General features: G+C 42.7%; 19 protein-coding genes. 8 read left to right on the top strand and 11 right to left on the bottom strand.

The window, feature by feature from the left end; translation table 11 throughout:
- Window positions 1-47 precede the first annotated feature (47 nt).
- Window positions 48-2,195 carry a DUF7151 family protein gene (locus N6H18_RS10065; RefSeq protein WP_262308145.1) on the top strand — a complete coding sequence of 716 codons (2,148 nt, stop codon included), beginning with the start codon at window positions 48-50 and terminating at the stop codon, window positions 2,193-2,195.
- A 176-nt stretch (window positions 2,196-2,371) separates the two neighbouring features.
- Here the strand turns inward: N6H18_RS10065 and N6H18_RS10060 are convergent, their stop codons facing one another.
- From N6H18_RS10060 to galE, 4 genes are read right to left on the bottom strand one after another with little or no spacing between them, the layout of a single operon-like run.
- Window positions 2,372-3,415 (bottom strand): UDP-glucose--hexose-1-phosphate uridylyltransferase, encoded by a 1,044-nt coding sequence (locus tag N6H18_RS10060; RefSeq protein ID WP_262308144.1) that lies wholly within the window; start codon window positions 3,413-3,415, stop codon window positions 2,372-2,374.
- A 21-nt stretch (window positions 3,416-3,436) separates the two neighbouring features.
- Complete coding sequence (locus N6H18_RS10055) at window positions 3,437-5,050, bottom strand: sodium/sugar symporter (RefSeq protein WP_262308143.1); 1,614 nt, start codon at window positions 5,048-5,050, stop codon at window positions 3,437-3,439.
- A gap of 18 nt (window positions 5,051-5,068) precedes the next feature.
- Window positions 5,069-6,235: a galactokinase gene (galK, locus tag N6H18_RS10050; RefSeq protein WP_262308142.1), complete on the bottom strand. Its 1,167-nt coding sequence runs from the start codon at window positions 6,233-6,235 to the stop codon at window positions 5,069-5,071.
- A gap of 10 nt (window positions 6,236-6,245) precedes the next feature.
- Window positions 6,246-7,268 carry a UDP-glucose 4-epimerase GalE gene (galE, locus tag N6H18_RS10045; protein ID WP_262308141.1) on the bottom strand — a complete coding sequence of 341 codons (1,023 nt, stop codon included), beginning with the start codon at window positions 7,266-7,268 and terminating at the stop codon, window positions 6,246-6,248.
- An 85-nt stretch (window positions 7,269-7,353) separates the two neighbouring features.
- Between galE and N6H18_RS10040 the strand changes: the two genes are divergently transcribed.
- The 7 genes from N6H18_RS10040 (at window position 7,354) to N6H18_RS10010 (ending at window position 12,948) form a co-directional block, all read left to right on the top strand.
- Window positions 7,354-8,085, top strand: coding sequence for an NUDIX hydrolase (locus N6H18_RS10040; RefSeq protein WP_262308140.1), 732 nt, complete (start codon window positions 7,354-7,356; stop codon window positions 8,083-8,085).
- Between the two features lie 266 nt (window positions 8,086-8,351).
- On the top strand, window positions 8,352-8,666 hold the full coding sequence (locus N6H18_RS10035; RefSeq protein WP_262308139.1) for a transposase: 315 nt from the start codon (window positions 8,352-8,354) through the stop codon (window positions 8,664-8,666).
- A complete protein-coding gene (locus N6H18_RS10030; protein WP_262308138.1) occupies window positions 8,663-9,523 on the top strand; it encodes an IS3 family transposase in 861 nt (286 codons plus the stop codon). Before N6H18_RS10035 ends, N6H18_RS10030 begins: the two co-directional genes overlap by 4 nt.
- A 91-nt stretch (window positions 9,524-9,614) precedes the next feature.
- Window positions 9,615-10,325 carry a tyrosine-type recombinase/integrase gene (locus tag N6H18_RS10025; RefSeq protein WP_262308137.1) on the top strand — a complete coding sequence of 237 codons (711 nt, stop codon included), beginning with the start codon at window positions 9,615-9,617 and terminating at the stop codon, window positions 10,323-10,325.
- 46 nt (window positions 10,326-10,371) lie between these two features.
- Window positions 10,372-11,133, top strand: a complete 762-nt coding sequence (locus N6H18_RS10020; protein ID WP_262308136.1) for a hypothetical protein — start codon at window positions 10,372-10,374, stop codon at window positions 11,131-11,133.
- 390 nt (window positions 11,134-11,523) lie between these two features.
- Window positions 11,524-12,261 (top strand): alpha/beta hydrolase, encoded by a 738-nt coding sequence (locus N6H18_RS10015; protein WP_262308135.1) that lies wholly within the window; start codon window positions 11,524-11,526, stop codon window positions 12,259-12,261.
- Between the two features lie 162 nt (window positions 12,262-12,423).
- Entirely contained in the window at window positions 12,424-12,948 is a 525-nt protein-coding gene (locus N6H18_RS10010) for a DUF7738 domain-containing protein (protein WP_262308134.1), read from the top strand.
- 203 nt (window positions 12,949-13,151) lie between these two features.
- Here N6H18_RS10010 and N6H18_RS10005 read toward each other — a convergent pair whose 3' ends face one another.
- From N6H18_RS10005 to N6H18_RS09975, 7 genes are all read right to left on the bottom strand, one after another.
- Window positions 13,152-14,267, bottom strand: a complete 1,116-nt coding sequence (locus N6H18_RS10005; RefSeq protein WP_262308133.1) for an AI-2E family transporter — start codon at window positions 14,265-14,267, stop codon at window positions 13,152-13,154.
- A gap of 146 nt (window positions 14,268-14,413) precedes the next feature.
- Window positions 14,414-16,306 carry an amidophosphoribosyltransferase gene (locus tag N6H18_RS10000; protein WP_262308132.1) on the bottom strand — a complete coding sequence of 631 codons (1,893 nt, stop codon included), beginning with the start codon at window positions 16,304-16,306 and terminating at the stop codon, window positions 14,414-14,416.
- 120 nt (window positions 16,307-16,426) lie between these two features.
- Window positions 16,427-17,881 (bottom strand): NADH-quinone oxidoreductase subunit N, encoded by a 1,455-nt coding sequence (locus N6H18_RS09995; protein ID WP_262308131.1) that lies wholly within the window; start codon window positions 17,879-17,881, stop codon window positions 16,427-16,429.
- Window positions 17,878-19,506: a complex I subunit 4 family protein gene (locus N6H18_RS09990; RefSeq protein ID WP_262308130.1), complete on the bottom strand. Its 1,629-nt coding sequence runs from the start codon at window positions 19,504-19,506 to the stop codon at window positions 17,878-17,880. The genes N6H18_RS09995 and N6H18_RS09990 overlap by 4 nt, the downstream gene beginning before the upstream one ends.
- A gap of 12 nt (window positions 19,507-19,518) precedes the next feature.
- Window positions 19,519-21,450 (bottom strand): NADH-quinone oxidoreductase subunit 5 family protein, encoded by a 1,932-nt coding sequence (locus N6H18_RS09985; protein ID WP_262308129.1) that lies wholly within the window; start codon window positions 21,448-21,450, stop codon window positions 19,519-19,521.
- Window positions 21,443-21,745, bottom strand: coding sequence for an NADH-quinone oxidoreductase subunit NuoK (gene nuoK, locus N6H18_RS09980; RefSeq protein ID WP_262308128.1), 303 nt, complete (start codon window positions 21,743-21,745; stop codon window positions 21,443-21,445). The genes N6H18_RS09985 and nuoK overlap by 8 nt, the downstream gene beginning before the upstream one ends.
- On the bottom strand, window positions 21,742-22,257 hold the full coding sequence (locus N6H18_RS09975; RefSeq protein WP_262308127.1) for an NADH-quinone oxidoreductase subunit J family protein: 516 nt from the start codon (window positions 22,255-22,257) through the stop codon (window positions 21,742-21,744). Before N6H18_RS09975 ends, nuoK begins: the two co-directional genes overlap by 4 nt.
- Window positions 22,258-22,265 lie beyond the last annotated feature (8 nt).

The following is a 22,265-nucleotide window of genomic DNA, read 5'->3' as shown; positions in this document are numbered from 1 at the left end:
TATTTGAATCTAAATAAAAAACCAACACACCCTAAAACCCTAGCACCATGAAAGCCTACTACAGCTTATCCAAACCAATTTTCATTCTTCTTGTTTTTTGTTCCCTAGCCCTCACCAGATGCATCGAAGAGTCTAGCGACCCCATCCCAGGAGAAGCAGGAGCCAATGGCTACAATGCTCTCGTCAAAGTGGATCAAGAAGCCGCAGGTAGCAACTGCGCATCTGGCGGCATAAAAATCAGCGTAGGTCAAGATGACAATGAAAATGACGTGCTTGACGAAGAAGAAATAGAGTCCATCAGTTATGTATGTAACGGCAGCCAAGGCACTGAGACCGAATCGAGCCAGCTGCTCACCAAGACCTCTCCAGAAAACCCAGGAACACACTGTACCAATGGTGGAACGCTGGTAGAAATAGGGATGGATACCAACGAAAACAATAGTTTGGATACTGATGAAGTACTCTCAGCATTCTATGTATGTAATGGTTCGACTGGCATTGATGGAGAAAATGGCAGCCATGGTTTCAAAAGCTTGATCAAAGCAAATGTAGAATCCCCTGGGACCAACTGCGACAATGGTGGTCTAAAGCTGGAAATAGGACTAGATAAAAACAACAATGGAAGCCTCGATACTGATGAGATAGAATCCTCCTACTATATCTGTGATGGGGAAAATGGTGGAGTCAATGGCTACAACACTTTGGTACAAGTCGAAACTGAAACCTCTGGTGGAAACTGTGCAAATGGTGGATTGGCTATTACTCTTGGCTTGGACACCAACAGAAATGGCACTTTGGATGTAGGAGAATCGGTAGGTTCACCGAAATATGTTTGTCATGGACTCAACGGTGCTGATGGAACAGATGGAAAAGATGGAACAGATGGCAAAGATGGTGCGAATGGAAAAACTCCAATTGTAAAGAGCAGTACCGATGTATCAAGTTGTCCTAATGGTGGTATTGCATTGACATTTGGCTATGACAATGACAGCAATGGTACAATAGATGAGATTCTAGAGACAGTCACGATATGTCATGGTCAGACAGGAACGAATGGCACGAATGGTAGCAATGGTAGCAACGGATACAATACGATCATTGTCACAAGTGCTAACCCTGCGGCATGCCCCAACGGTGGAGTAGCGTTCAAAATAGGTCTGGATGCCAATAGAAACAACCTGATAGATGAACCTAGCGAGCTACAAGCTACCTACCCTATCTGTAACGGCTCAGATGGGTCAAACGGCAGCAATGGCACAAATGGACTCAACAGCCTCATCAGTACTGCAACCTTCACTGGTGCGTCAAATGGATGTACCAATGGGGGGCTCATCATCAGAACAGGCATTGACGACAACAGAGATGGAACATTGGCAATACCTAGTGAAGTAGATAACACTCATTACATCTGCCACGGCTCGAATGGCAATGATGGTACCAACGGCTCATCCGATGGGGTTTATGAATTTTACTTCAGTGAAGGACTAAACGGATATACAGGAGTCAATGACTGCAGCATTGATCAAATCAATACTAAGGCAGTATTTGACGGTGAACTTCTAAAAGTACGAATTGCCAACACAGAAGTGATTAGACAAATGAACTCTTTGATTCGATTCCCAGAAATTGAAAAAATAAAACAAACTGTCACCAATGAATTTGTGATCGTAGAAGCTATTTTATATATCAGAGCCTTCACTAACTCCAAGGACGCCAATACCAATAACAACTGGATAGGAGCTAAAATACTTCAACCATCAGATATCAGTTTTGATGAAACAAAAGCTAATTGGGAAAGTAAAAATGGAGGAGATACTTGGGATCAGGGTAATTTTAGTGACTCGGACTGTTACGAATACTCTGACATGTACCAACTCCCCTCAGGATTCGACTTCAATGGTGTCATTCCTTTGCTTTTGGATCGCACCCAAGTTACCGCCTGGCTCGACCCTGACAACAATGAGGGCATTACACTTGAAATGGTTGACAATACCATTTCATATGGATCTCAATATACGCTCAATATTTATAGCTCCGAAAACGAGACAGACCCTAACTATACCCCTGTCTTGTATATAAAAGTCCAAGAAGGAAGCTTAGGAAAACGTACGCTTTCTCTAAGCAATGAAGAGTACAAAGCAAATTGGGATGCAATGTCCTACGAAGAGAAACTTGCTAAAATGCCTAAGCATTAAGAACATGTAGTCGTGCTGTACTTGTTCTAAATTCCGAAAACTTAGATCAAGCAAACTGAAAAGCACAAATAGGTCGCCTCCAAAGGGCGACCTATTATTTTCCCAAAGAAAAAGCCATCACGCAATGCATGATGGCTTACCTTTTCTTATTCGCTAAATATCAACGACTACTAAATCTATTTACCAATATTTAAATAATGAAGATCAGGTAATTCTCTCAATCGCTGAGCTGCTGACTCTGCCGTGATGTCCCTTTGGGGATTGGCAAACATCTCATAGCCCACCATGAATTTTTTGACCGTAGCAGATCTCAACAGGGGCGGATAAAAAGACATGTGCCAGTGCCATTCTGGGTGTTTTCGACCATCACATGGCGCCTGATGTATGCCCGCCGAATAGGGAAAAGAAGTCTGGAAGAGGTTGTCATATTTGATTGTCAAATGCTGATATGCCTCCGCAAAAGCTCTCTTCTCCTCTATAGTCATATCCGTGATGTTTGGCATCTGCCTTTTGGGCAATATCATGGCCTCAAATGGCCAAACCGCCCAATAAGGAATCAACACGACCATGTGCTCATTCTCAAACAAGATGCGCTCCTTGGCGGCCAGTTCTTGCTGGAGATAGTCTGCCAACAAATCTCTGCCGTGATCCAATCTGTACTTCTCCTGCTGAAACTGCTTTTTCATCGGCTCAACTGGAATCGACTCCTGTGCCCATATCTGACCATGTGGATGGGGATTAGAACAGCCCATCACCGCACCTTTGTTTTCGAATATCTGGATATGATTGATGTAGTCGAGTGCCCCAATCTCTTCACATTGCTTGATCCAAAGGTCCACAACCTTCTCTATACCATCTATATCCATCTCTGGAATAGTCAGGTCATGTCGAGGAGAAAAACAGATCACTTTGCACAGCCCTCTCTCACTCTTAGATTGCAAGAGTCCATTATTGTCTCCCCCTGATGGGATATCACCCTGGAGGGAAGCAAAGTCATTGGTAAAAACAAAGATGTCTTTGTAATCTGGGTTTCGTTCCCCACCGATGCGCTCATTTCCAGCACACAGGTAGCAAGTAGGATCATGTTCGGGTCGTCTCTCCTGCTCTAGCTTTTCCACTTGCCCCTGCCACGGTCTTTTGGATCTGTGAGGGCTAACCTGAACCCATTCTCCTGTGAGGATATTTAACCGTCGATGAGAATGTTCCTTTGAATCAAACATGTTATTATTTCTTTTTAAATATTACCAAAATAACGCGTACAATACTGCCGTAAGCAAACAGATCACAAATGCCGAGATATTGAAAGTTGGGTTAGTTTTGAACAATCCTTTGGACAAATCAATGCCTTTCGGATCGTCTTTTCCTCCACCAGTCAATTGACTAATGATCATGATGACAATCATCGTAGCGACAGCAGTCAAGCCCATCTGGTTCATAAACGGCATACCTGGTACGAACTTGAATGCAATCGCAATCGGCACGGATATAACCGCTCCCCATATCGCTGCAGCATTGGTAGTTTTCTTCCAGAACAAACCTAGAATGAATACCGCCAAAATACCTGGACTCACGATCCCTGTGTACTCTTGGATAAATTGAAATGCCTGATCTATCCCTCCCAACAGTGGTGCCATCACACAAGCGATAATCAACGCACCAGCTGCTGCAAAGCGACCTGTATTGACCATTTGCTTGTCCGAAGCATTTTTGTTGATGTACTGCTTGTAGATGTCCATGGTGAAGATCGTCGAAGTAGAGTTCAGCATAGACGCCAGAGAAGACACTACGGCGGCAGTCAAGGCTGCAAATGCAATCCCCTTCAAACCTGATGGCAGCAATTGCAGCAACCATGGGTAGGCCTTATCAGCCTGACCTGTGCTTGGCAAGTTCATTTGAGCCACAGAGCCCAACCTCTCCATCATGGCTGGATCATTGACAATCACATATGCAGCGATACCAGGCACCACCACAATGAACGGGATGATCAGTTTCAAGAATGCCGCCAATGCGATCCCTTTTTGCGCCTCGCCCAGTGACTTAGCTGCCAATGTTCTCTGAATGATGTACTGGTTGAATCCCCAGTAGTAGATATTGGCTACCCATAGCCCCCCTATCAATACCCAAATACCTGGTAGGTTGGAATATTGAGAGTTGGTTTCCTCCAAGATCATGTGAAAACGATCCGGAGCTGCATCCAACAAATGCATGAAGCCAGCTATAGAACCTTGTCCATCCGACACCACGTTCAGTGCCAAGTAGGTAGTGATCAATCCCCCCAATACCAAAAAGACCACTTGGATCACATCCGTCCATGCTACCGCAGACAAACCACCGTAGAGAGAATAAGCTGCCGCAAAAAGCGCCAAACCTACCACGCCATACATCATCGGTATCCCCATGATGGTCTCCAAAGCCAAAGAACCGAGATACAAAACTGAACTCAGGTTGACAAACACATACAAGGCAACCCAAAAGACAGCCAAGATGGTTTTTAGGTTGGTACTGAATCTCTTCTCGACAAATTCAGGAATGGTGTAGAGACCCTTTTCGATGAAAATCGGAAGAAAATACTTGCCTACAATCAATAACGTAATGGCCGCCATCCATTCGTATGATGCAATCGCCAGTCCCAGTGCAAAGCCAGATCCCGACATGCCTATGAACTGCTCAGCAGAAATATTGGCTGCAATCAGTGATGCTCCGATCGCCCACCATGGCAGGGATTTTCCCGCCAAAAAATAATCTTCGGCACTTTTTTCGTGCCCTTCTTTGTCTCGAGAGACAAACAACCCAACCCCTAGTATCACGGCACAGTACGCGCCGAAAATAATAAAGTCTAATGTAGAAAAATTCATGTTTTATAGTAATTAGTCTTAAAGTAAAGTGGCTCCATCGCCAGGGGCGACAATATAATGCTTTAGTTCCACTTGGGTAGCATCCTTGTAGCTCTCAAGCACATATTCCAAGGTACTATCCAGCTCACTTTTCTTCACAATGTTGAGGGTGCACCCCCCAAAACCACCGCCCATCATCCGTGCTCCGATGATGTTGGGATTCAACTGAGCAATATCATAGAGCAGGTCCAATTCCTTGCAACTCACTTCATATTTTTTGCTCAAACCCAAATGCGTTTCGTTCATCAACTGCCCTAGCGTCTCTATATCGCCACTTTTCAAGGCCTCTGCTGCGAGAAGCACCCTTTCATTTTCGGCAATCACGTATGAGCATCTATCGTAAACAATGCTATCTAATTCTCCTTTGACAGCATCCAACTGCTCCATGGTCGCGTCTCGCAACGAGCCTATGCCGTCAAACTTCGTCTGCAATACAGCTACTCCACTCTCGCACTGTGATCTGCGTACATTGTACTCCGAGCTCGCCAGGTTGTGCTTAACGGCCGTATCGAATAACACCAGTTGGTAGTCCTTCATATCACAAGGAATAGAGGTGTACTCCAGCGAGCGACAATCCAACACAATCGCATGATTGGCAGTACTCAGACAACTCGCAAACTGATCCATGATGCCACATTTCACTCCTGCAAAATTGTGCTCAGCCTGCTGTCCCATCAAGGCTACATCCACCAAGGACACGTTGTGTGAAAACAACTGACTCAATGCAAAGCCAAACGACGATTCCAAAGCTGCCGAAGAAGACAAACCCGCTCCCAAAGGCACATCACTGGTAAAGACCATGTGGAAGCCCTCCAATGCCAAACTCTTTTTCTTGTACTGGTCGATCACCCCTAGGAAGTAGTTGACCCAGCCTATTTCTATAGGCTGCAACGCGCCTTCGATCGAAAACTCATAACTTTCATTGAGATCCAATGCGATCAACTTGCACTGCTCAGATCCACTTTTGGCAATCCCTACATAAGATGCCTGCTCAATGGCTGCTGGCATCACATAGCCATGGTTGTAATCCGTATGCTCCCCGATGAGGTTGATTCTACCGGGTGATTTCACTACTATCGGCTCTCCCTCAAAATTCTCCCTAAAACTTGCTATTACAGCAGCTTTCTTTGCTCCTAAGTCTTTCATAACCTCGTATTTAGTCTTTTAATGTCAATTGCCAGTTCCAAGCGGAGGACATCATCTCGTCCAAACTCAACTCAGACTGCCAGCCCAACTCCTCTTTGGCGTAGGTATTGTCGGCATATATTTTTTCGATATCACCTGCTCTGCGCTCGGTGATTTGGTGGTTTACCTTCACCCCATTGATTCTTTCAAAGGACTCGATGATCTCTAAGACAGAAAATCCAGACCCAGAACCTAGATTGAAGAACTCATAAGCCTCCTTTTGCTTTCCATCCAACTGTCTCTGCACGGCGATCACATGTGCCTTTGCCAAATCCACCACATGGATATAATCTCTGACCGCTGTCCCGTCTACCGTGTTGTAATCATTGCCAAACACACTCAACAGCTCACGCTCGCCAGTAGCTACTTGCATCAAGTAGGGCATCAGATTGTTGGGGACTCCTTTGGGTTTCTCTCCGATCAAAGCAGATGGATGTGCGCCTATCGGATTGAAATAGCGCAGCGCAATCGCATGAATGTTGTCATAAGCCTTGGCACTGTCTCTGAGGATATCCTCTCCTATTTTTTTGGTGTTGCCGTAGGGAGACTCTGCGGGTTTGATGGGTGTCTGCTCAGTCACAGGCAACACATCTGGCTGACCGTAGACCGTGCAGGATGAAGAAAACACGATGTTTGGCACACCGTGTTTTTTCATACTTGCAATCAAATTTACTAAACCCAAAATGTTGTTGTGGTAGTACAGCAAAGGATTCTGTGCAGACTCCCCTACAGACTTGGAAGCGGCAAAGTGGATCACACCATCAAAAGTGTGGTTGGAAAACAACGCTTCTACATCCTGCGCGTTTCGCAAATCCAGCAGGGTAAAAGCAGGTCGCTTGCCTGTAATTTCTTGGATTCTCTCACTGACGCTTTCGTCGGTATTGGACAGGTCATCCACCACATGCACTTCATAGCCCGCCTGGAGTAGCTCCACTACGGTATGTGCACCGATGTACCCAAATCCTCCCGTCACTAATATGTTTTTTGCTACCATGTCTATCGTCAAGTCTAATTAAACGTAATACTAACGTTTTTAATTTAAACGTACAAGAAACGTTTAAATATATTACCTTTGAGTCATGAGTGCGAATACGTCCAAGCCTACGGCAAAACATAACGAGTCCTACAAGGATGCCAAAGCCATTTTGGTGGCGGTAGACAATGTAATATTTGGGTTTGATCCCCAAGAAGAAAAACTCAAAGTGCTGCTATTCAAAAGACAAGTGGACCCAGAGGCGGGCAAGTGGTCGCTGATCGGGAGTTTCGTACAAGCAGATGAATCTGCAGATATAGCGGCACAAAGAATCTTGACCAAGTTCACAGGGCTGGACGATGTATTCCTAGAACACTTCCAAACCTACTCTGAAGTAGATCGAGACCCTGGCGCACGTGTGATCTCCTTGGGCTACTACAGCTTGATCCGTCTGGACGAGCAAAAGGAAGAGCTGGTGGAGTCATTTCATGCGCATTGGTTCCACATCGATGAGATTCCCAAACTGGTCATTGATCACAACCAAATCATCCAAGATGCCCTGAGACTGTTGCAAGAGGACTCCAAGCGCAAACCGATAGGGTTCAACCTGCTGCCCGAAAAATTTACCATCCCCAAGCTGCTCAAACTCTACCAAGAGATCATGCAGGAGCAGCTCGATGACCGCAACTTTCGCAAAAAAATCCTCTCTGTAGGCTACCTCGATCGCTTGGAAGAAAAGGACAAATCCAACTCCAAAAAAGGGGCTTACTACTACCAATTCAATGTAGAGAAGTACTTCGAGCTGGTCAAAGAAGGTTATACTTTGCAATTGCCTTGATGAAACTACTCAAGTGAGACTAGCGTGAGTTCTCTTGACTTACCGTCTCCCATTTAGGAAGCTGTATCCGCAAGTAAGCTTACTATAGCCTTCATGATAGCTTATATGACCCTCCAAGTAAGCTTACTTGAGCCTTCATGTAAGCTATCTTGGGACCTGATGTAAGCTTACATGGGAGCTGAAGTAACGGATAGTCAGGGAAACACTGAACTTGCTACATTTGAAGAGACAGTAAGTTAAGCTCGTAGGAGTTAAATTTATTGCATATGAAAAGAGAAAGGAGGAACTTCGATAAGGAGTTTAAAATGATGGTAGTTAACCTGGTTTCATCAGGAAAGCCTACCAAAGAAGTAGCCGAGGAGCTGGGGATCAAACCAGACCTAGTCAGACGGTGGAGACGAGAACATGAACAATATCAGGAAGGGAGTTTTTCTGGACAGGGAAACACAAATATGACTGATGAACAAAAAGAGATAGCCAGACTACGCAAAGCGCTCCTAGATGCCCAGGAAGAAAGGGATATCCTAAAAAAGGCGGTGAGCATCTTCTCCAAGAACGACGGGAAGTTTTCTTCTTCATGAAGGCAAACCACGATAAACATTCCGTTGAGAAGATGTGTCGAGTATTCAAGGTAAGTCGGAGCGGCTACTATCGTTGGTTACATCACAAGCCTTCCAAAAGGTATAAACAAAGGAAACAGCTCATGGAGGACATCAAAAAGGTTCATCTTAGCAGTAAACAAAGGTATGGAAGCCCTAAAGTCACAGATGACCTGCAGGATATGGGATGGAAAGTTTCCAGGCAGAGAGTGGCAAGAATCATGCGTGCAGAAGGCATTAGAAGTATTGTGGTCAAGAAATTCAGAGGTGTTACTACTGATTCTAAACATTCATTCCCATTAGCTGAAAACCACTTGAATAGGGATTTTCATGCGGAAGGCCCAGGGCAAAAATGGGTGTCTGACATCACCTACATTCCCACAAAGCAAGGATGGTTGTACCTCACTATTGTCATGGATTTGTACGACCGAAAGATCGTGGGTTGGTCACTAAGCACGACGATGACCACACAGGCTACTGTATTAGCTGCATGGAAAATGGCAATCAAAAACAGACCTATTACTAAAGCCTTGTTATTTCATTCAGATCGAGGCGTGCAATATGCTGCGTATGCTTTTTCTGATCATCTCAAGCGAGAGGGAGTCAAGCAGAGCATGAGCAGAAAAGGGAATTGTTGGGACAATGCTGTTGCTGAAAGCTTTTTCAAAATACTCAAGTCTGAAATGGTCAGCCATGTCAATTACTACAGTATCCTTCAAGCTAAAACTCAAATATTTGAATTCATTGAAGTTTGGTACAATAGAAAAAGGAAACATGCCTATCTAGGCTATAAAACACCCGATGAATTTGGGGAAGATAATTATTCAAAATGCGCTTAACTATTTGTCCACTTTTTTGTTGCAAGTCCACACCTTGGTAAGGACACTGTTCGAAAGGTTTATCAATCACTATCCGAATGAAAAAAATCTGATGAATATCCATAATGTCAAGATCAGAGAATATCTACAGACATTGGTGCAAAAAAAGTATTCTGACACGATGATCAACCAGTCGATCAATGCCATCAAGTTTTACTACGAAGTGGTCAAGGAAATGCCTAATCGGTTTTACAGTATCGAGAGGCCTATCAAAAAGGAAAGCTTGCCAAAGGTGCTGAGCAAAACGCAGGTACTGGCTCTATTGGGCACGATACACAATCTCAAGCATCGCTGTATCGTATCCCTGCTATATTCGGCAGGCCTGCGAAGAAGCGAATTGCTCAACTTGAAGCCCAAAGACATACTTAGTGATAGAAACTTGATTAGAGTGGAGCAGGGAAAGGGACGAAAAGACCGATTCACACTACTCAGCGGACAGGTTTTGAAAGATTTGAGGCAATACTATTCACTGAACAAACCTAAAGTTTTTCTATTTGAAGGAGCTCCAGGTGAACCTTATAGTGGCAGTAGTGTTTTGAAGATCGTACACAGAGCAGGTAAAAATGCCAAAATTGCAGAAAGAGTAAACCCTCATACCCTGCGGCACTCGCTGGCCACACACTTACTGGAAGATGGCGTAGATTTAAGGCAAATCCAGACCTTGCTCGGGCACAATTCCATAAAAACCACAGAAATATATACTCATGTAGCAGTGATGGGCATGAATAAAATAAAAAACCCATTAGATTTGATGATGCCATAGGGCAAGTATGCGGAACTTTTGTCCGCATACTCAAATGATATGACCCATGCCACGAAACGCAGAGATGAATGAGACATACAGAAAAATTTCACTGGTGGTTGAGGTTAACACTTCAATTAAATACCTGCGAACAGGCTTAGGGGAACTCCAGAAAATAACTGGAGCCAACGATTTTTACCATCCCCCACTACTATTTCTTGCGAACGGTCTAGAACGCCTTTTTAAAACGATGCTCTGCTTGAACTATCAAGAGCGAACTGGTGAACTTCCAACTTTTAAGAAACTCATAGGTAACAAAAACGGTCACGATCTTGAATACCTTAAAAGTGAGGTTGAAAAAATTGTTATTCCAGTTGAACGACCATTTGCATTCATGGATTATGAACTCATAACAGGGGATGAACTTGTAAACCGAATTTGCAGAACCCTTTCAGAATTTGGCAAACGAGGCAGATATTTCAACCTAGATGCTGTGTTAGGAACAGATCAAGATTTTGACTGTCAGAAGGAATGGGAACGCATTGAAAGTTTTGTCATGGAGAAGCATTTTGGAAAGCAGACTTATCACGAACATCTGATGAACCCACAAAAACTAGATTTCCTATATGAAACTTCCAATAACATACTCGTTTCAAAACTCGAATCATTCTTTAGAGCCCTAACTCGCCAATTCATATTTGGAAACTTTTCAAGCAACTCAAAGCAATTTATTTTTGAGATCGAACCCTTTACCGACATAGAGGATGAACAACTGGGCAAAACGAACTACAACGACTTTAACATAGAACAACGAATCAAGCGGAAATAACGGGTCATAACAGACGCTGATCGGGCATATGTCTTAGTGCATTCTGGCAGATTTCTGTGTAACTCGACCGTGAATCTGCCGCTGAGATACGGCAGTGCTTTCTACCATTTTTTGCTTGCAGGATTTTTAGACTTTCAGAACGCAGTGCCATTTGGAACCGTTGTGAGCTTCGGCAGATTTCACTACTTTAGTGCTTTTCACTAGCTGCGGACATACGCCCGATAGCTGGTCGTTGTGCCACATATAAGAAAAACGGAATATTAATTAAAAAAATCGAAATTATGTTAGGAATTTGGCTTTCAAAAAAAGGAAAAACAAAAACATTGCAAACATTGCTAATTGCCTCTTTATTACTAATTGGAATAGGAATGGCTTTGCTAATGTGAACTTATGAAAATAAAAAAGCGAAATATCTTCAGGTTGATTTGGTTTAGCCTCGTGGCTGTATTTTTCATTTGGCAATGGACAACTTATCAATCACGGAATTTACCAGAAGAAACTTTTAAAAACGACAATAAAGTATCCGTAGAAAAATCAAGTGATGAAATCACGTTTTTAGCAAACAATTCAAAAAATCAAAACGAAATTATATTCTTTCAAGGAGGCTTGACAGACCCAAAAGCATATGCACCTCTTTGCAGAGAAATTGCCGAAAATGGATTTACCTGTCACCTCATAAAAATGGATTGGAGGATGCCTCAATGGGATTATAAAAAAATTGAGACTATGTTCGACCTAAAAAATGGAAAGTATATAATTGGCGGACATTCACAAGGTGCAAAAATGGCATCACAATTCGTTTATGAAAATCCCGCTTTGATGAAAGGACTTTTCTTATTAGGAACTTCCCATCCGAGAGATTTTGATTTATCGAAAAGAACTTTACCGACTGTAAAACTTTATGGAGAATTGGACGGATTAGCAAGCGTTACAGAAGTAATGGAAAATAGAAATAAGTTACCAAAAAATACCGACTTGATAGAAATAAAAGGTGGAAATCACTCTCAATTTGGCTATTTAGGAAAATTGTTGACAGATGAAACAGCCGAAATTGATTTAACCAAACAACAGCGTTTAACGGCACAAGCATTAATAGAATTTTTTAATAAAATTGAGAGTGGAAACTAAATAAATACGTGGCACAACACCGTATAAAAAAAATAGCGTTTTTAGTGCTTAAACCAAATATAATCAATAAAATAAAGGTCAGTTATAAACCGAAAATTGGTGCATAAAAATCCGCTACTTTTCATATACAGGAGCCGTTGACATCAATTAAATACATAATAAATGAAAACAGTAAAAATTAGACTTTTAGGATTAATTATTTTAATCGCATTAACATCAAATTTTGTAATGGGACAGTCTGACACAAAGATTCGTTATACTGAATCTGCGGAGCTTTTTATAAATGACACCCCTCTATATGGTAAGACCAAGGTTAAGAAGTTGATAGCGAATATTGGAGAGCCGAGTAAAAAAGTGGACTACCCAAGCGGTGAGATAAGCTACTTTTATGAAGAAATTGGAGTTGTGTTTTTTACTAAAGATGGTACAGTAAAAGGGCTTGGTATAAATTTCAACTGGGATGGAGACGAAAAATTTCCTGAGAAAACATACACAGGAACATTAAACCTTGGCGATTCGGAAATTGAAAAAGATACTAAAAGTGAATCAATAGCTGCAATAAAATCAATTGAGTTCATTTGCCCTATTCCGATGATGTGCGCATCTAAAGACAGAGAAGCCCAAATAAATTGTACAGCCGCTTTTAAAGACGAAAAATTGACTCAAGTGGTATTTATCATAAAATAGAAAATAACAGTTGCCAATCGAGTAGACGGCCGTGAGCCATAAGCTCACGGTGCGCCTCTGGGACACCAGCTCGGTCACGACCACCCAGGGTACGAGAGCTACGCTCGGTACTTTCACACTCACGTGTTCAGTATCATCAAATCAGACTTTCACTTTTGCGTAGTAATCCAGCATACTTTTGCCCCCTACCCGATAAATCAGGTTTAAGAATTGTCAGTCAACTTAGATTGAATCGTCTTGCTCCAGCGACTCAAGACACCCTCTTCTGGCGTTTCGCTCTTGTCCGAATCACCGAGCAGCAAGGCTACGGGTTTCAATTCTTTGTAGTAGGAACAGATCACTTTAAAGATGGCCACCATAGGTAGAAACAGAATCATCCCAGGGATACCCCAAAACAGGCCACCAGCAATCAAAGAAAGGATAGAAAACAAGGCATTGATGTTGAGATTTCCTCCCACAATCTTAGGGCTGAGGTAGTTACCTTCAATGAACTGAATCAACCAAAACATCCCAATCACCCCAATCGGATACCAATAGCTGTCATAGGTAATAAGCGCAAACAAGGCAGGAATCAACCCTCCCAGAGTAGTCCCTACATAAGGAACAATAGCCAATACCGCCGCTAGAAAACCGAAAAACAAAGCATAATCTATACCTATCATCCATAGTCCGAGACTATTTAGCGTGCCCAAAATCAACACCAAGGTCAACATAGAAGTCAAGTATTTTTGTCCGATTTCTTGCACCTCCTTGAGCATTTTCAGAAAAGCTGGCCGATCTTTTTTGGAATTGAAACGGGTCAGTGCCTTAGTCAAGTGCTCATGATAAAGCAGAATCAAAAATGTATAGATCACTGTCAGCAACAGATACGAAAAAAATGTACTCGTCACCCCTATCGTATCAGAGACAATCACCAAACCACTATCTGTGAAAAACTCGGAGAACTGATCTGTGATGGTCTGAGTATTGATATTGGGAATAAAACCTACTTTGTCGTTCAAAAATTGAACGATAGAGTCCAACACCTCACGCAACTTCTCCACAAATCCACTGTATTCTTTGACAATCGAAACAATCTGTGCTGAAAAAAGAAACAACATGCCGAAAACCAAAATAGTGACTGTCAACATGGTCATGATAATCGCCCACACCAATCCAATTTTTCGGTTCTTCAGCCATTTGATCACTGGGTAGAGGATAAAACCAAACAGCAAAGCAAAAATCACAGGAATCAATATTTCCTTGGCTACAAAAAGGATGTAAAAACTGATGAAAATCGCTGCTTGAACAAAAAAAAGCTTTTTGAATGATAGAGTCATGTTGGTATGATTTAGACCGAAAGATACTACAGCTATTCAGTGGTTGACAAACAAATAGTCAAAACTTAAATCATTTGTTTTCAGCAAACAAAAAGGCTCCTGAGTTACTACTCAGAAGCCTTCCCATTTCTTACTGCTACAATGGCCTAATAAGCTCTCATTGTCACACCTTTCATATAATTGATAAAGGCTTTGTTCACCACACGATTTCCTCCAGGGGTTGGGAAGTTGCCAGTAAAGTACCAATCTCCTTCATGATTAGGGCAAGCTTTATGTAAGTTCTTGACAGATTGAAATACAATTTCTAAATCTGCTTTCATCCCTTTAGGCTTCACGATCTGTGTGATTTTGGCTGAAATCTCTTCTTGTGTAAATGGTGCATAAAGCTCCTGCACATAATTCGGTGCATTCTTTTCAAATCCCTTTGTCTGGCACTTCTCCAAAACCTCATCTAGGAGATGTGACCTGCCTGTATCCTCTAGCAATCCCAACACAGCTCTAAAAGCGACAAAATCCTTCATTCTACTCATGTCTATCCCGTAGCAATCTGGATATCTGATCTGAGGTGCTGACGACACGATCACCACTTTCTTAGGATCCAGTTTATCAAGCAAGGTCAGAATACTCTTTTCGAGAGTTGTACCTCTTACAATCGAATCGTCAATTACAACCAAATTATCCTTGCCTTTGTTGACTACTTCGTAGGTAGTATCATATACGTTGGCCACCAATTCATCTCGCTCTGCATCTCCTGTGATGAAAGTCCTCAATTTGGCATCCTTGATTACCAGTTTTTCTACTCTTGGTTTAAACGATAGCACTTGATCCAAATCATCAGGACTTGGTTTGCCATCGATGATGATTTCTTTTCTTTTTTTGATCAAATACTCATCGATCCCACTCATCAATCCTAAGAAAGCAGTTTCTGCTGAATTAGGAATGTAGGAAAAGATGGTATTCTTCAAATCGAAATTAACAGCCTGTAGCACCTTTGGTACCAATAGCTCTCCGAGTTTTTTTCGCTCTCTATAAATATCAGGATCTGAACTTCTCGAAAAATAAATTCTTTCAAACGTACAGGACTTTTTAGGCAATAGTTTGTCCACAAACTGCTCTTCTGTCAATCCACCATCTTTGTCTATGATTAGAGCGTGACCTGGCAGCACTTCCTTGATATCGTTATAATTACAATTGATTGCGGTCTTGATTGCTGGTTTTTCTGAGGCGACCATGATGATCTCCTCATCTGCATAATAATATGCTGGACGGATGCCAGCTGGATCACGTGCGACGAAAGAGGCACCATGTCCCATCAATCCTACCATGGCATATCCTCCATCAAAATCCTTGAATGATTTTTTCAAGATGTTGAGCACGCTGAGTTCTTCTTCGATCTTAGCTGTGATTTCCAGGTTATTGTATTGATCCTTGAATTCATCAAAAAGCAATTGGTTCTCTTCGTCCAAGAAGTGACCAATCTTTTCCATGACCGTCACAGTATCAGTTTTCTCCTTGGGATTTTGACCCAAATTGACCAAAATATCGAAGAGTTCGTCTACATTGGTCATGTTGAAGTTTCCTGCCACGACGAGATTTCTACTCCTCCAGTTGTTTTGTCTCAAGAATGGATGACAGCTTTCTAATCCATTCTTGCCATGCGTACCATAGCGTAGATGACCCAACCAAATCTCTCCAGTAAATCCATAATTTCTTTTGAGATAATCTTCGGAATGGAACTGTTCTTTGGTACTCTCCTTTTGGGCTTTACCAAATTTCTTCCCGACTTTTTCAAAGATCTTGTTGAGAGGCTCTGGGTCGATGGAACGATACCTGCTGATATAACGATACCCAGGTTCCAGACCTATTTTGATATTCGCAATACCTGCTCCGTCTTGTCCACGGTTCTGCATTTTTTTCATGAGCAGCAACAACTTGTTCGCTCCATATAGAGGCGTGTTGTATTTGTCAATATAAAATTGGAGAGGTTTTCTTAGTCGAATGTGGGCTATGCCACATTCATGCTTGATAGGATCACTCATTGCTAATTTTCAAAAGTCAAAGTTACATGCTTTGCATGGTATAATTCAATAAATTGGGTGGCTAAATGCTCCAATGCCTAACATATTAAGCAATACACCTAGTCAGACTATACTCAATTTTTAGAATAACATGGCAAACAAGACATCTGATGCAAAGAATGTCACCAATACCAAAGCAACGACAACTGCCATCCATGTCACCCTTGTCGCAGTAACACTCACAGGAGAATCTTCGTTCCTTGACTTCAAAAATAAATAATAGGGTATCCGCAAATAATAAAACAAAGAAATTGCTGAATTGAGAATACCTAACACAAAAAGCCAAAGCAGATAACTCTGATCTGTCGCGAGATAGGTGTCCCATAGAGAAGAAAACAACAACAACTTGGCTGTGAAACCTCCTGTAGGAGGCAGACCCACCAATGAAATAAGAACCACAGTGATCATCACACCCATCGTAGGTATTTTGACGCCCAGTCCAGCCAATCCTGAGATAGTTTCGATTCCATTTTCCTCCATCCAATCGACGAAATAAAATGCAGCCAGATTCATAAACCCATAGACAACAGAGTAAAAAATCAAAGCTTGGAAGCCAAAAGAAGTTCCTACGATCACACCGATCAACAGCGTACCTGAGTGTGCGATGGATGAATAAGCCAACATCCGTTTGGCATTGTTTTGCCAGAGTGCTGAGAGATTCCCGACAAACATGCTACCCACTGCCAAAGCACTAATCATGTACCTCCAATCGATAATATTGGGTTCTAGGTTAGAAATGGCTGATGTGAAATGATAGAAGAATACCAGTATGGCTACCTTAGGCAACACAGAGATATAAGCCACTGCTGCAGTGGGTCCTGCTTCGTAGGCATCGGGTGACCAGATATGAAAAGGAATCAAAGCCAGTTTGAAGAAGACTCCTACAAAAAACAAAAGCAAGGCCATGTTTAACCAAGTCGTGTCATAGTCCAGCATCACCAACTCTGAGAGTTGCTGTATATCCAAGCTCCCTGTCAAGCCATACATGAGGGACAACCCATAAAGCAACAGTCCTGACGACATGGCGCCAAAGAGCAAATATTTGATTCCCGCTTCAAAGCCCTTGCGGTGAAAAGAAAAAGCAATCAATACATAAGAAGTAATCGATACCAATTCGAGAGAAACATAGAACAAAAGCAAGTTCTGTACTTGAATCAAAAACATGGCTCCCAATAAAACCATCAAGATCAAGTAATGATATTCCCCTTTTGAGGATTGGATTTTACTATTCGGAAACAGGAGAACCAAAGCAGTCATGAGGATAAAAAACCACTTCAAATTTCGTATCAGTGCGGATTGAGCCAAGACACCATTGAGGAAGCTGCCGTCTACAGTAATCGTCGCTACCGCACATGCAGCCAGCACCAATACCATCAGGGTTAAAGCCGTTTTGACAATTTGACCCTGTTGCCCTTTGTAGATGAGATCAAACAAGATCACAACCAAACTACCCACGATGAGGGTCATTTCTGGAAGAAGATACCCAAACTCCCCGATCAGCTGGGTGACGTACGCTATGAATTCAGTTTGCTTCAATTTCCCTCCAGGATTAGTGACAAATTGGCTTGACTCTGGGTGTGTAGATAATCTACAAACCCGATAATACTTTCGTTGGAGTAATCCAGCAGAAGGTTAGGAAAGATCCCAAAGAGGATCGCCAACACCACCAATGGCAAGATCATGAGCCATTCTCTACGATTCAAATCTGGCAATTGCCAAGATTCGTCCTTGATCCAAAAAGCTCCAAAAAACATGCGCTGCAATGTCCAAAGGAAGTAGGCTGCTCCCAAGATCAATCCCACCAAACCTAGGATTGGCATCCATAGACTGATGTTTTCACCATTGACCGCTCCGTCAAATGCTCCAATTAGCACTAGAAACTCAGCGATAAAACCAGAAAATCCTGGCAAGCCCAGAGCAGCAAAGAACCCAATCAAAACCGCAGCACTGTAGTAGGGCATCTTACCCGCCAAGCCACTGAAACTAGCGATCTCACGGTTACCCGTCCGATCATAAATCACCCCTACAAGAATAAAGAGCAATGCTGAGATTACGCCATGACTAAACATCTGAAACATCGCACCCGAGTTGCCTTCGATCGTGAGAGATGCCAAACCAAGCATCACAAATCCCATGTGAGACACCGATGAATAAGCAATCAATTTCTTCAAATCCGATTGAGCCATCGCCACCAAAGCGGCATAGATAATCGCGATCACGCCCGCTAGGGCAATGTACCATCCGAAGTAGGATGCTGATTCTGGGAAGATCGAGTAAGCAATTCTATAAAATCCATAGCCTCCGATTTTCAACAGTACACCTGCCAAAACCACAGAGATCGGTGTAGGTGCTTCGACGTGAGCATCTGGCAACCAAGTATGCACAGGCACTGCTGGCAACTTGATCGCAAAACCAATCATCACGAACAAAAATGCCCACACTCTGAAACTTACCCCCATCCACTCTGAGTTGAAGCCCAGCAAAGAGTCTGGTAGATAATTAGCAGGATTCATCATTTTCATGATGTCGAAGGTATGCACTATACTGCCTGGCGCCTCCACGACAGAGAGATTCAACCCGATCATCACCATCAAGATGAATAGTGAACCTACCAACGTGTAAATAAAGAATTTCATAGAAGCATATTCTCTTCTTTTCCCTCCCCAAATACCAATCAAGAAGTACATCGGTAGTAACATAAACTCGAAGAAGAGGTAGAACAAAAACATGTCAATCGCCACAAAACAGCCGATCACACTGGTACACAGCACCATGTATAAAATAAAATAACCTTTGACGCTTTTTTTGATATTCCAAGAGGAAATCACACCAATCAAGAGTACAATCGCTGAGAGCAAAACCATCAAAACGCTGATTCCGTCGACCGCTACATAATATTGTATCAAGATGCTCCCAAACGAGCCTATGTTGAGACTGATCCATTCGAGTTTATCGGCAAACTGAAGACTCGCTGTGCCATATCCTTTGAGTCCTTTGTCAAAACCCGCCATCAAAACCAAGGTCAACACCAGCTCTACAACCGTAGCGCCCAATGCGATGAATTTGAAAACTTGCTCCTTGTCACGTGGGACAAAAAGCATGATGGCTCCAGCAATCAGCGGAACAAATACCAACCATGACAATATGTGATCAAAGACCATAAGTCTAGATAATTAAGTCAAAAAATAAACAACGATCAACAGACCAAACAAAGCCCAAACGAAATACATCTGCACATTGCCACTTTGCATTTTTCGGGTGCGGTCGCCTACAAAATGAGCAAACCAACCCAGCAAATTGACCAAGCCATCCACGATATGCTTGTCAATCAGTCCTACAAAATGCGCAAATACCACCTCGCCCTTCGCCAAAAGATCGACCAAACGATCCAATATTTTCTTGTCCACAAAAAACAATACCTCAGCACCCTTCATCGTGCCAACAGCCACCACTTTGCGATGAAAGTGATCCAAATAAAAATTGTGCGCAGACAACTGATAGAATACTTTTTTCACTCCCTCAATCGGAGTGATCAACATCCGCTTCTCCACATAGAGATAAGAAGTCAATATACCCAAAGCTACCAATACCAAAGAAAGCACAGGCAGCCAAGTAAAATGCGTCACCTCAGGATCAATCATCAGATTGCCCAAAATATCGGCTACTCGGTTGTGCTCACCCATCGGATTGAGCGCATACACTATCCAAAATGACAACCCAGCCAATACCATCAAAGGAACTTTGACTCTGACATTCTCGACAAACTGACTAGTCACTTTCTCTCCGAAGAAAACCTTGAAATACAATCGAGCCATATAAGCAGCGGTCATAAAAACCGACACCAAAGCTAAGATTGAGACTACATAAGGCAGTGAACTACCCAATACGCCTCCTAAGATTACTTCTTTGGATAGAAACCCTGAGAAGAAAGGAACTCCAGCCAATGAAAGCGTACAAATCGTGAAGACCACAAAAGTGATCGGTAATACAGACCTCAACCCACCCATATTGCGAATGTCCTGTCCATCAAATCCATGATCGTGATTCGTCTCATGAAAATAGTGGATGATGCTACCTGCACACAAAAACAAACCCGCTTTGAAGAATGCATGCGTCACCAAGTGAAAGAAAGCCGCCATCGGGTAACCTGCACCAATCGCCATAACCATGTATCCCAATTGAGAGATCGTGGAGTAGGCCAATATTTTCTTGATGTCATTTTGCGCAAATGCGGCAAATGCTCCTGTAAATGCGGTGATTCCGCCAATCACACCGATGAGATGTAGCAGCTCTGGAGACAACAAAGGGAAAACACGCACCAACAAATAAACGCCTGCTGCTACCATCGTAGCGGCGTGGATCAGTGCCGAAACAGGTGTAGGACCAGTCATGGCGTCTGGTAGCCAAGTCTGTAACGGAAATTGCGCAGACTTACCAACTGCCGCTAGGAACAAACCAAAACCCGCAACAAACAACATGATATCTGGGATTTCTAAACCTGACTGAGTCAAAGACAACAATTCAGAAATATCCAAAGTCTTGAAATAGGCATAGAGCACGAAAATACCCAAGAGAAAACCCGCATCTCCAACTTTGTTCATCACAAAGGCCTTGAAAGATGAAATGGGCGGCTTGGCTTGTGTAAACCAAAAACCAATCAATAAGTAAGATGAGAATCCAACCAACTCCCAAAACACAAAAGTCAATAAGAGATTGGAAGACAAAACAATGCCGTACATCGAGAAGGCAAACAAGCCCAACTGTCCAAAATACCTGGCTCGACTTTCGTCATGCTTCATGTACTCCATCGAGAATATTGCCACCAGCAAGGCGACAATCGCCACCACCAAAATCATGATTCCAGATAGATGATCGTACCACAACCCCACCTTGAATTGGGTTGCTCCCAAAGAAATCCAATCCAGAGAAATGGAAGTACCTGATGGGATTTGGACAATGGCATATATACCCAACAACAGCACCAAACCAAAAGTAAGAGTCAACACTACCCCACCAAGTTTGTTGCCAGAAAGATACGCGATAGCCCCTCCTACCAGTGGAAGGAGCAGTATGGCAAACAACACGATATAATTCAACTCACCCATTCAATTCATCTAGTTCGTCCAAGTTGGAAACTTGTTGATGTCTATAAATCTGATACACAATCGCCAGTGCCACCGCAGACTCTGCCACGGCAATCACTATCACAAACAAGGACATCATCTGTCCAGTCAACAAGGGATCATGCTGAGAAAAAGCCACCAAATTGATATTGGCTGCATTCAAGATCAGCTCTACTCCTACCAGTACCATGATCAGGTTTCGCTTCACAATGATGATGAGCAAACCTATGATGAGTAGTGCCGCACTGAAGATGATATAGTGTTCGATTGGTATCATTTCTTCTCTTCAAATTTAGACCCCGCGAGATAGGCTGCTCCTATTAGAGCCATGAGCAAAAGCACAGCTGTCAACTCCAAAGCCACCAACTGATGTGTCATCAGGTTGATTCCAATTGTCTCTGTGACTGAATAATTCAATTCTGATACTGGACCAAAATCTGCCAATGGGAATTTATGTTTCAAGCTCGCCGCAAAAACCAAGATCAACCCCACACCTACCAACAAGGCCGGAATCACTCTTCGATGTTCAGTGACTAGTTTGCTACCATCAATACGATTGGTCAGCATCACGCCAAACATCATCAAAATCAATACCCCACCAATGTACACCATGATTTGTGTCACACCTACAAACTCCGCATTGGAAATCAAAAACACCCCTGCTATAGAAAAAAACACCAAAACCAGCATAAATACCGAATGAATGATGTTTTTGGAGAGTAAAATCATCACGGCAGAGATCACTGCCATCCCAGCAAAACCATAAAATGCCAATATATTGAAATCCACTTGCTCCA

This window comes from Reichenbachiella agarivorans (assembly GCF_025502585.1).
In the GTDB taxonomy this organism is placed as follows: Bacteria; Bacteroidota; Bacteroidia; order Cytophagales; family Cyclobacteriaceae; genus Reichenbachiella; species Reichenbachiella agarivorans.
The sequence above is the reverse complement of the archived record's forward strand: the minus strand, read 5'-3'. Positions and strand labels throughout refer to the sequence as shown.

Coding starts and splice junctions, on each gene's coding strand:
- N6H18_RS10065 (WP_262308145.1), top strand. CDS start 48: ATGAAAGCCTACTACAGCTTATCCAAACCAATTTTCATTCTTCTTGTT.
- N6H18_RS10060 (WP_262308144.1), bottom strand. CDS start 3,415: ATGTTTGATTCAAAGGAACATTCTCATCGACGGTTAAATATCCTCACA.
- N6H18_RS10055 (WP_262308143.1), bottom strand. CDS start 5,050: ATGAATTTTTCTACATTAGACTTTATTATTTTCGGCGCGTACTGTGCC.
- galK (WP_262308142.1), bottom strand. CDS start 6,235: ATGAAAGACTTAGGAGCAAAGAAAGCTGCTGTAATAGCAAGTTTTAGG.
- galE (WP_262308141.1), bottom strand. CDS start 7,268: ATGGTAGCAAAAAACATATTAGTGACGGGAGGATTTGGGTACATCGGT.
- N6H18_RS10040 (WP_262308140.1), top strand. CDS start 7,354: ATGAGTGCGAATACGTCCAAGCCTACGGCAAAACATAACGAGTCCTAC.
- N6H18_RS10035 (WP_262308139.1), top strand. CDS start 8,352: ATGAAAAGAGAAAGGAGGAACTTCGATAAGGAGTTTAAAATGATGGTA.
- N6H18_RS10030 (WP_262308138.1), top strand. CDS start 8,663: ATGAAGGCAAACCACGATAAACATTCCGTTGAGAAGATGTGTCGAGTA.
- N6H18_RS10025 (WP_262308137.1), top strand. CDS start 9,615: ATGAATATCCATAATGTCAAGATCAGAGAATATCTACAGACATTGGTG.
- N6H18_RS10020 (WP_262308136.1), top strand. CDS start 10,372: ATGCCACGAAACGCAGAGATGAATGAGACATACAGAAAAATTTCACTG.
- N6H18_RS10015 (WP_262308135.1), top strand. CDS start 11,524: ATGAAAATAAAAAAGCGAAATATCTTCAGGTTGATTTGGTTTAGCCTC.
- N6H18_RS10010 (WP_262308134.1), top strand. CDS start 12,424: ATGAAAACAGTAAAAATTAGACTTTTAGGATTAATTATTTTAATCGCA.
- N6H18_RS10005 (WP_262308133.1), bottom strand. CDS start 14,267: ATGACTCTATCATTCAAAAAGCTTTTTTTTGTTCAAGCAGCGATTTTC.
- N6H18_RS10000 (WP_262308132.1), bottom strand. CDS start 16,306: ATGAGTGATCCTATCAAGCATGAATGTGGCATAGCCCACATTCGACTA.
- N6H18_RS09990 (WP_262308130.1), bottom strand. CDS start 19,506: ATGGTCTTTGATCACATATTGTCATGGTTGGTATTTGTTCCGCTGATT.
- N6H18_RS09985 (WP_262308129.1), bottom strand. CDS start 21,450: ATGGGTGAGTTGAATTATATCGTGTTGTTTGCCATACTGCTCCTTCCA.
- nuoK (WP_262308128.1), bottom strand. CDS start 21,745: ATGATACCAATCGAACACTATATCATCTTCAGTGCGGCACTACTCATC.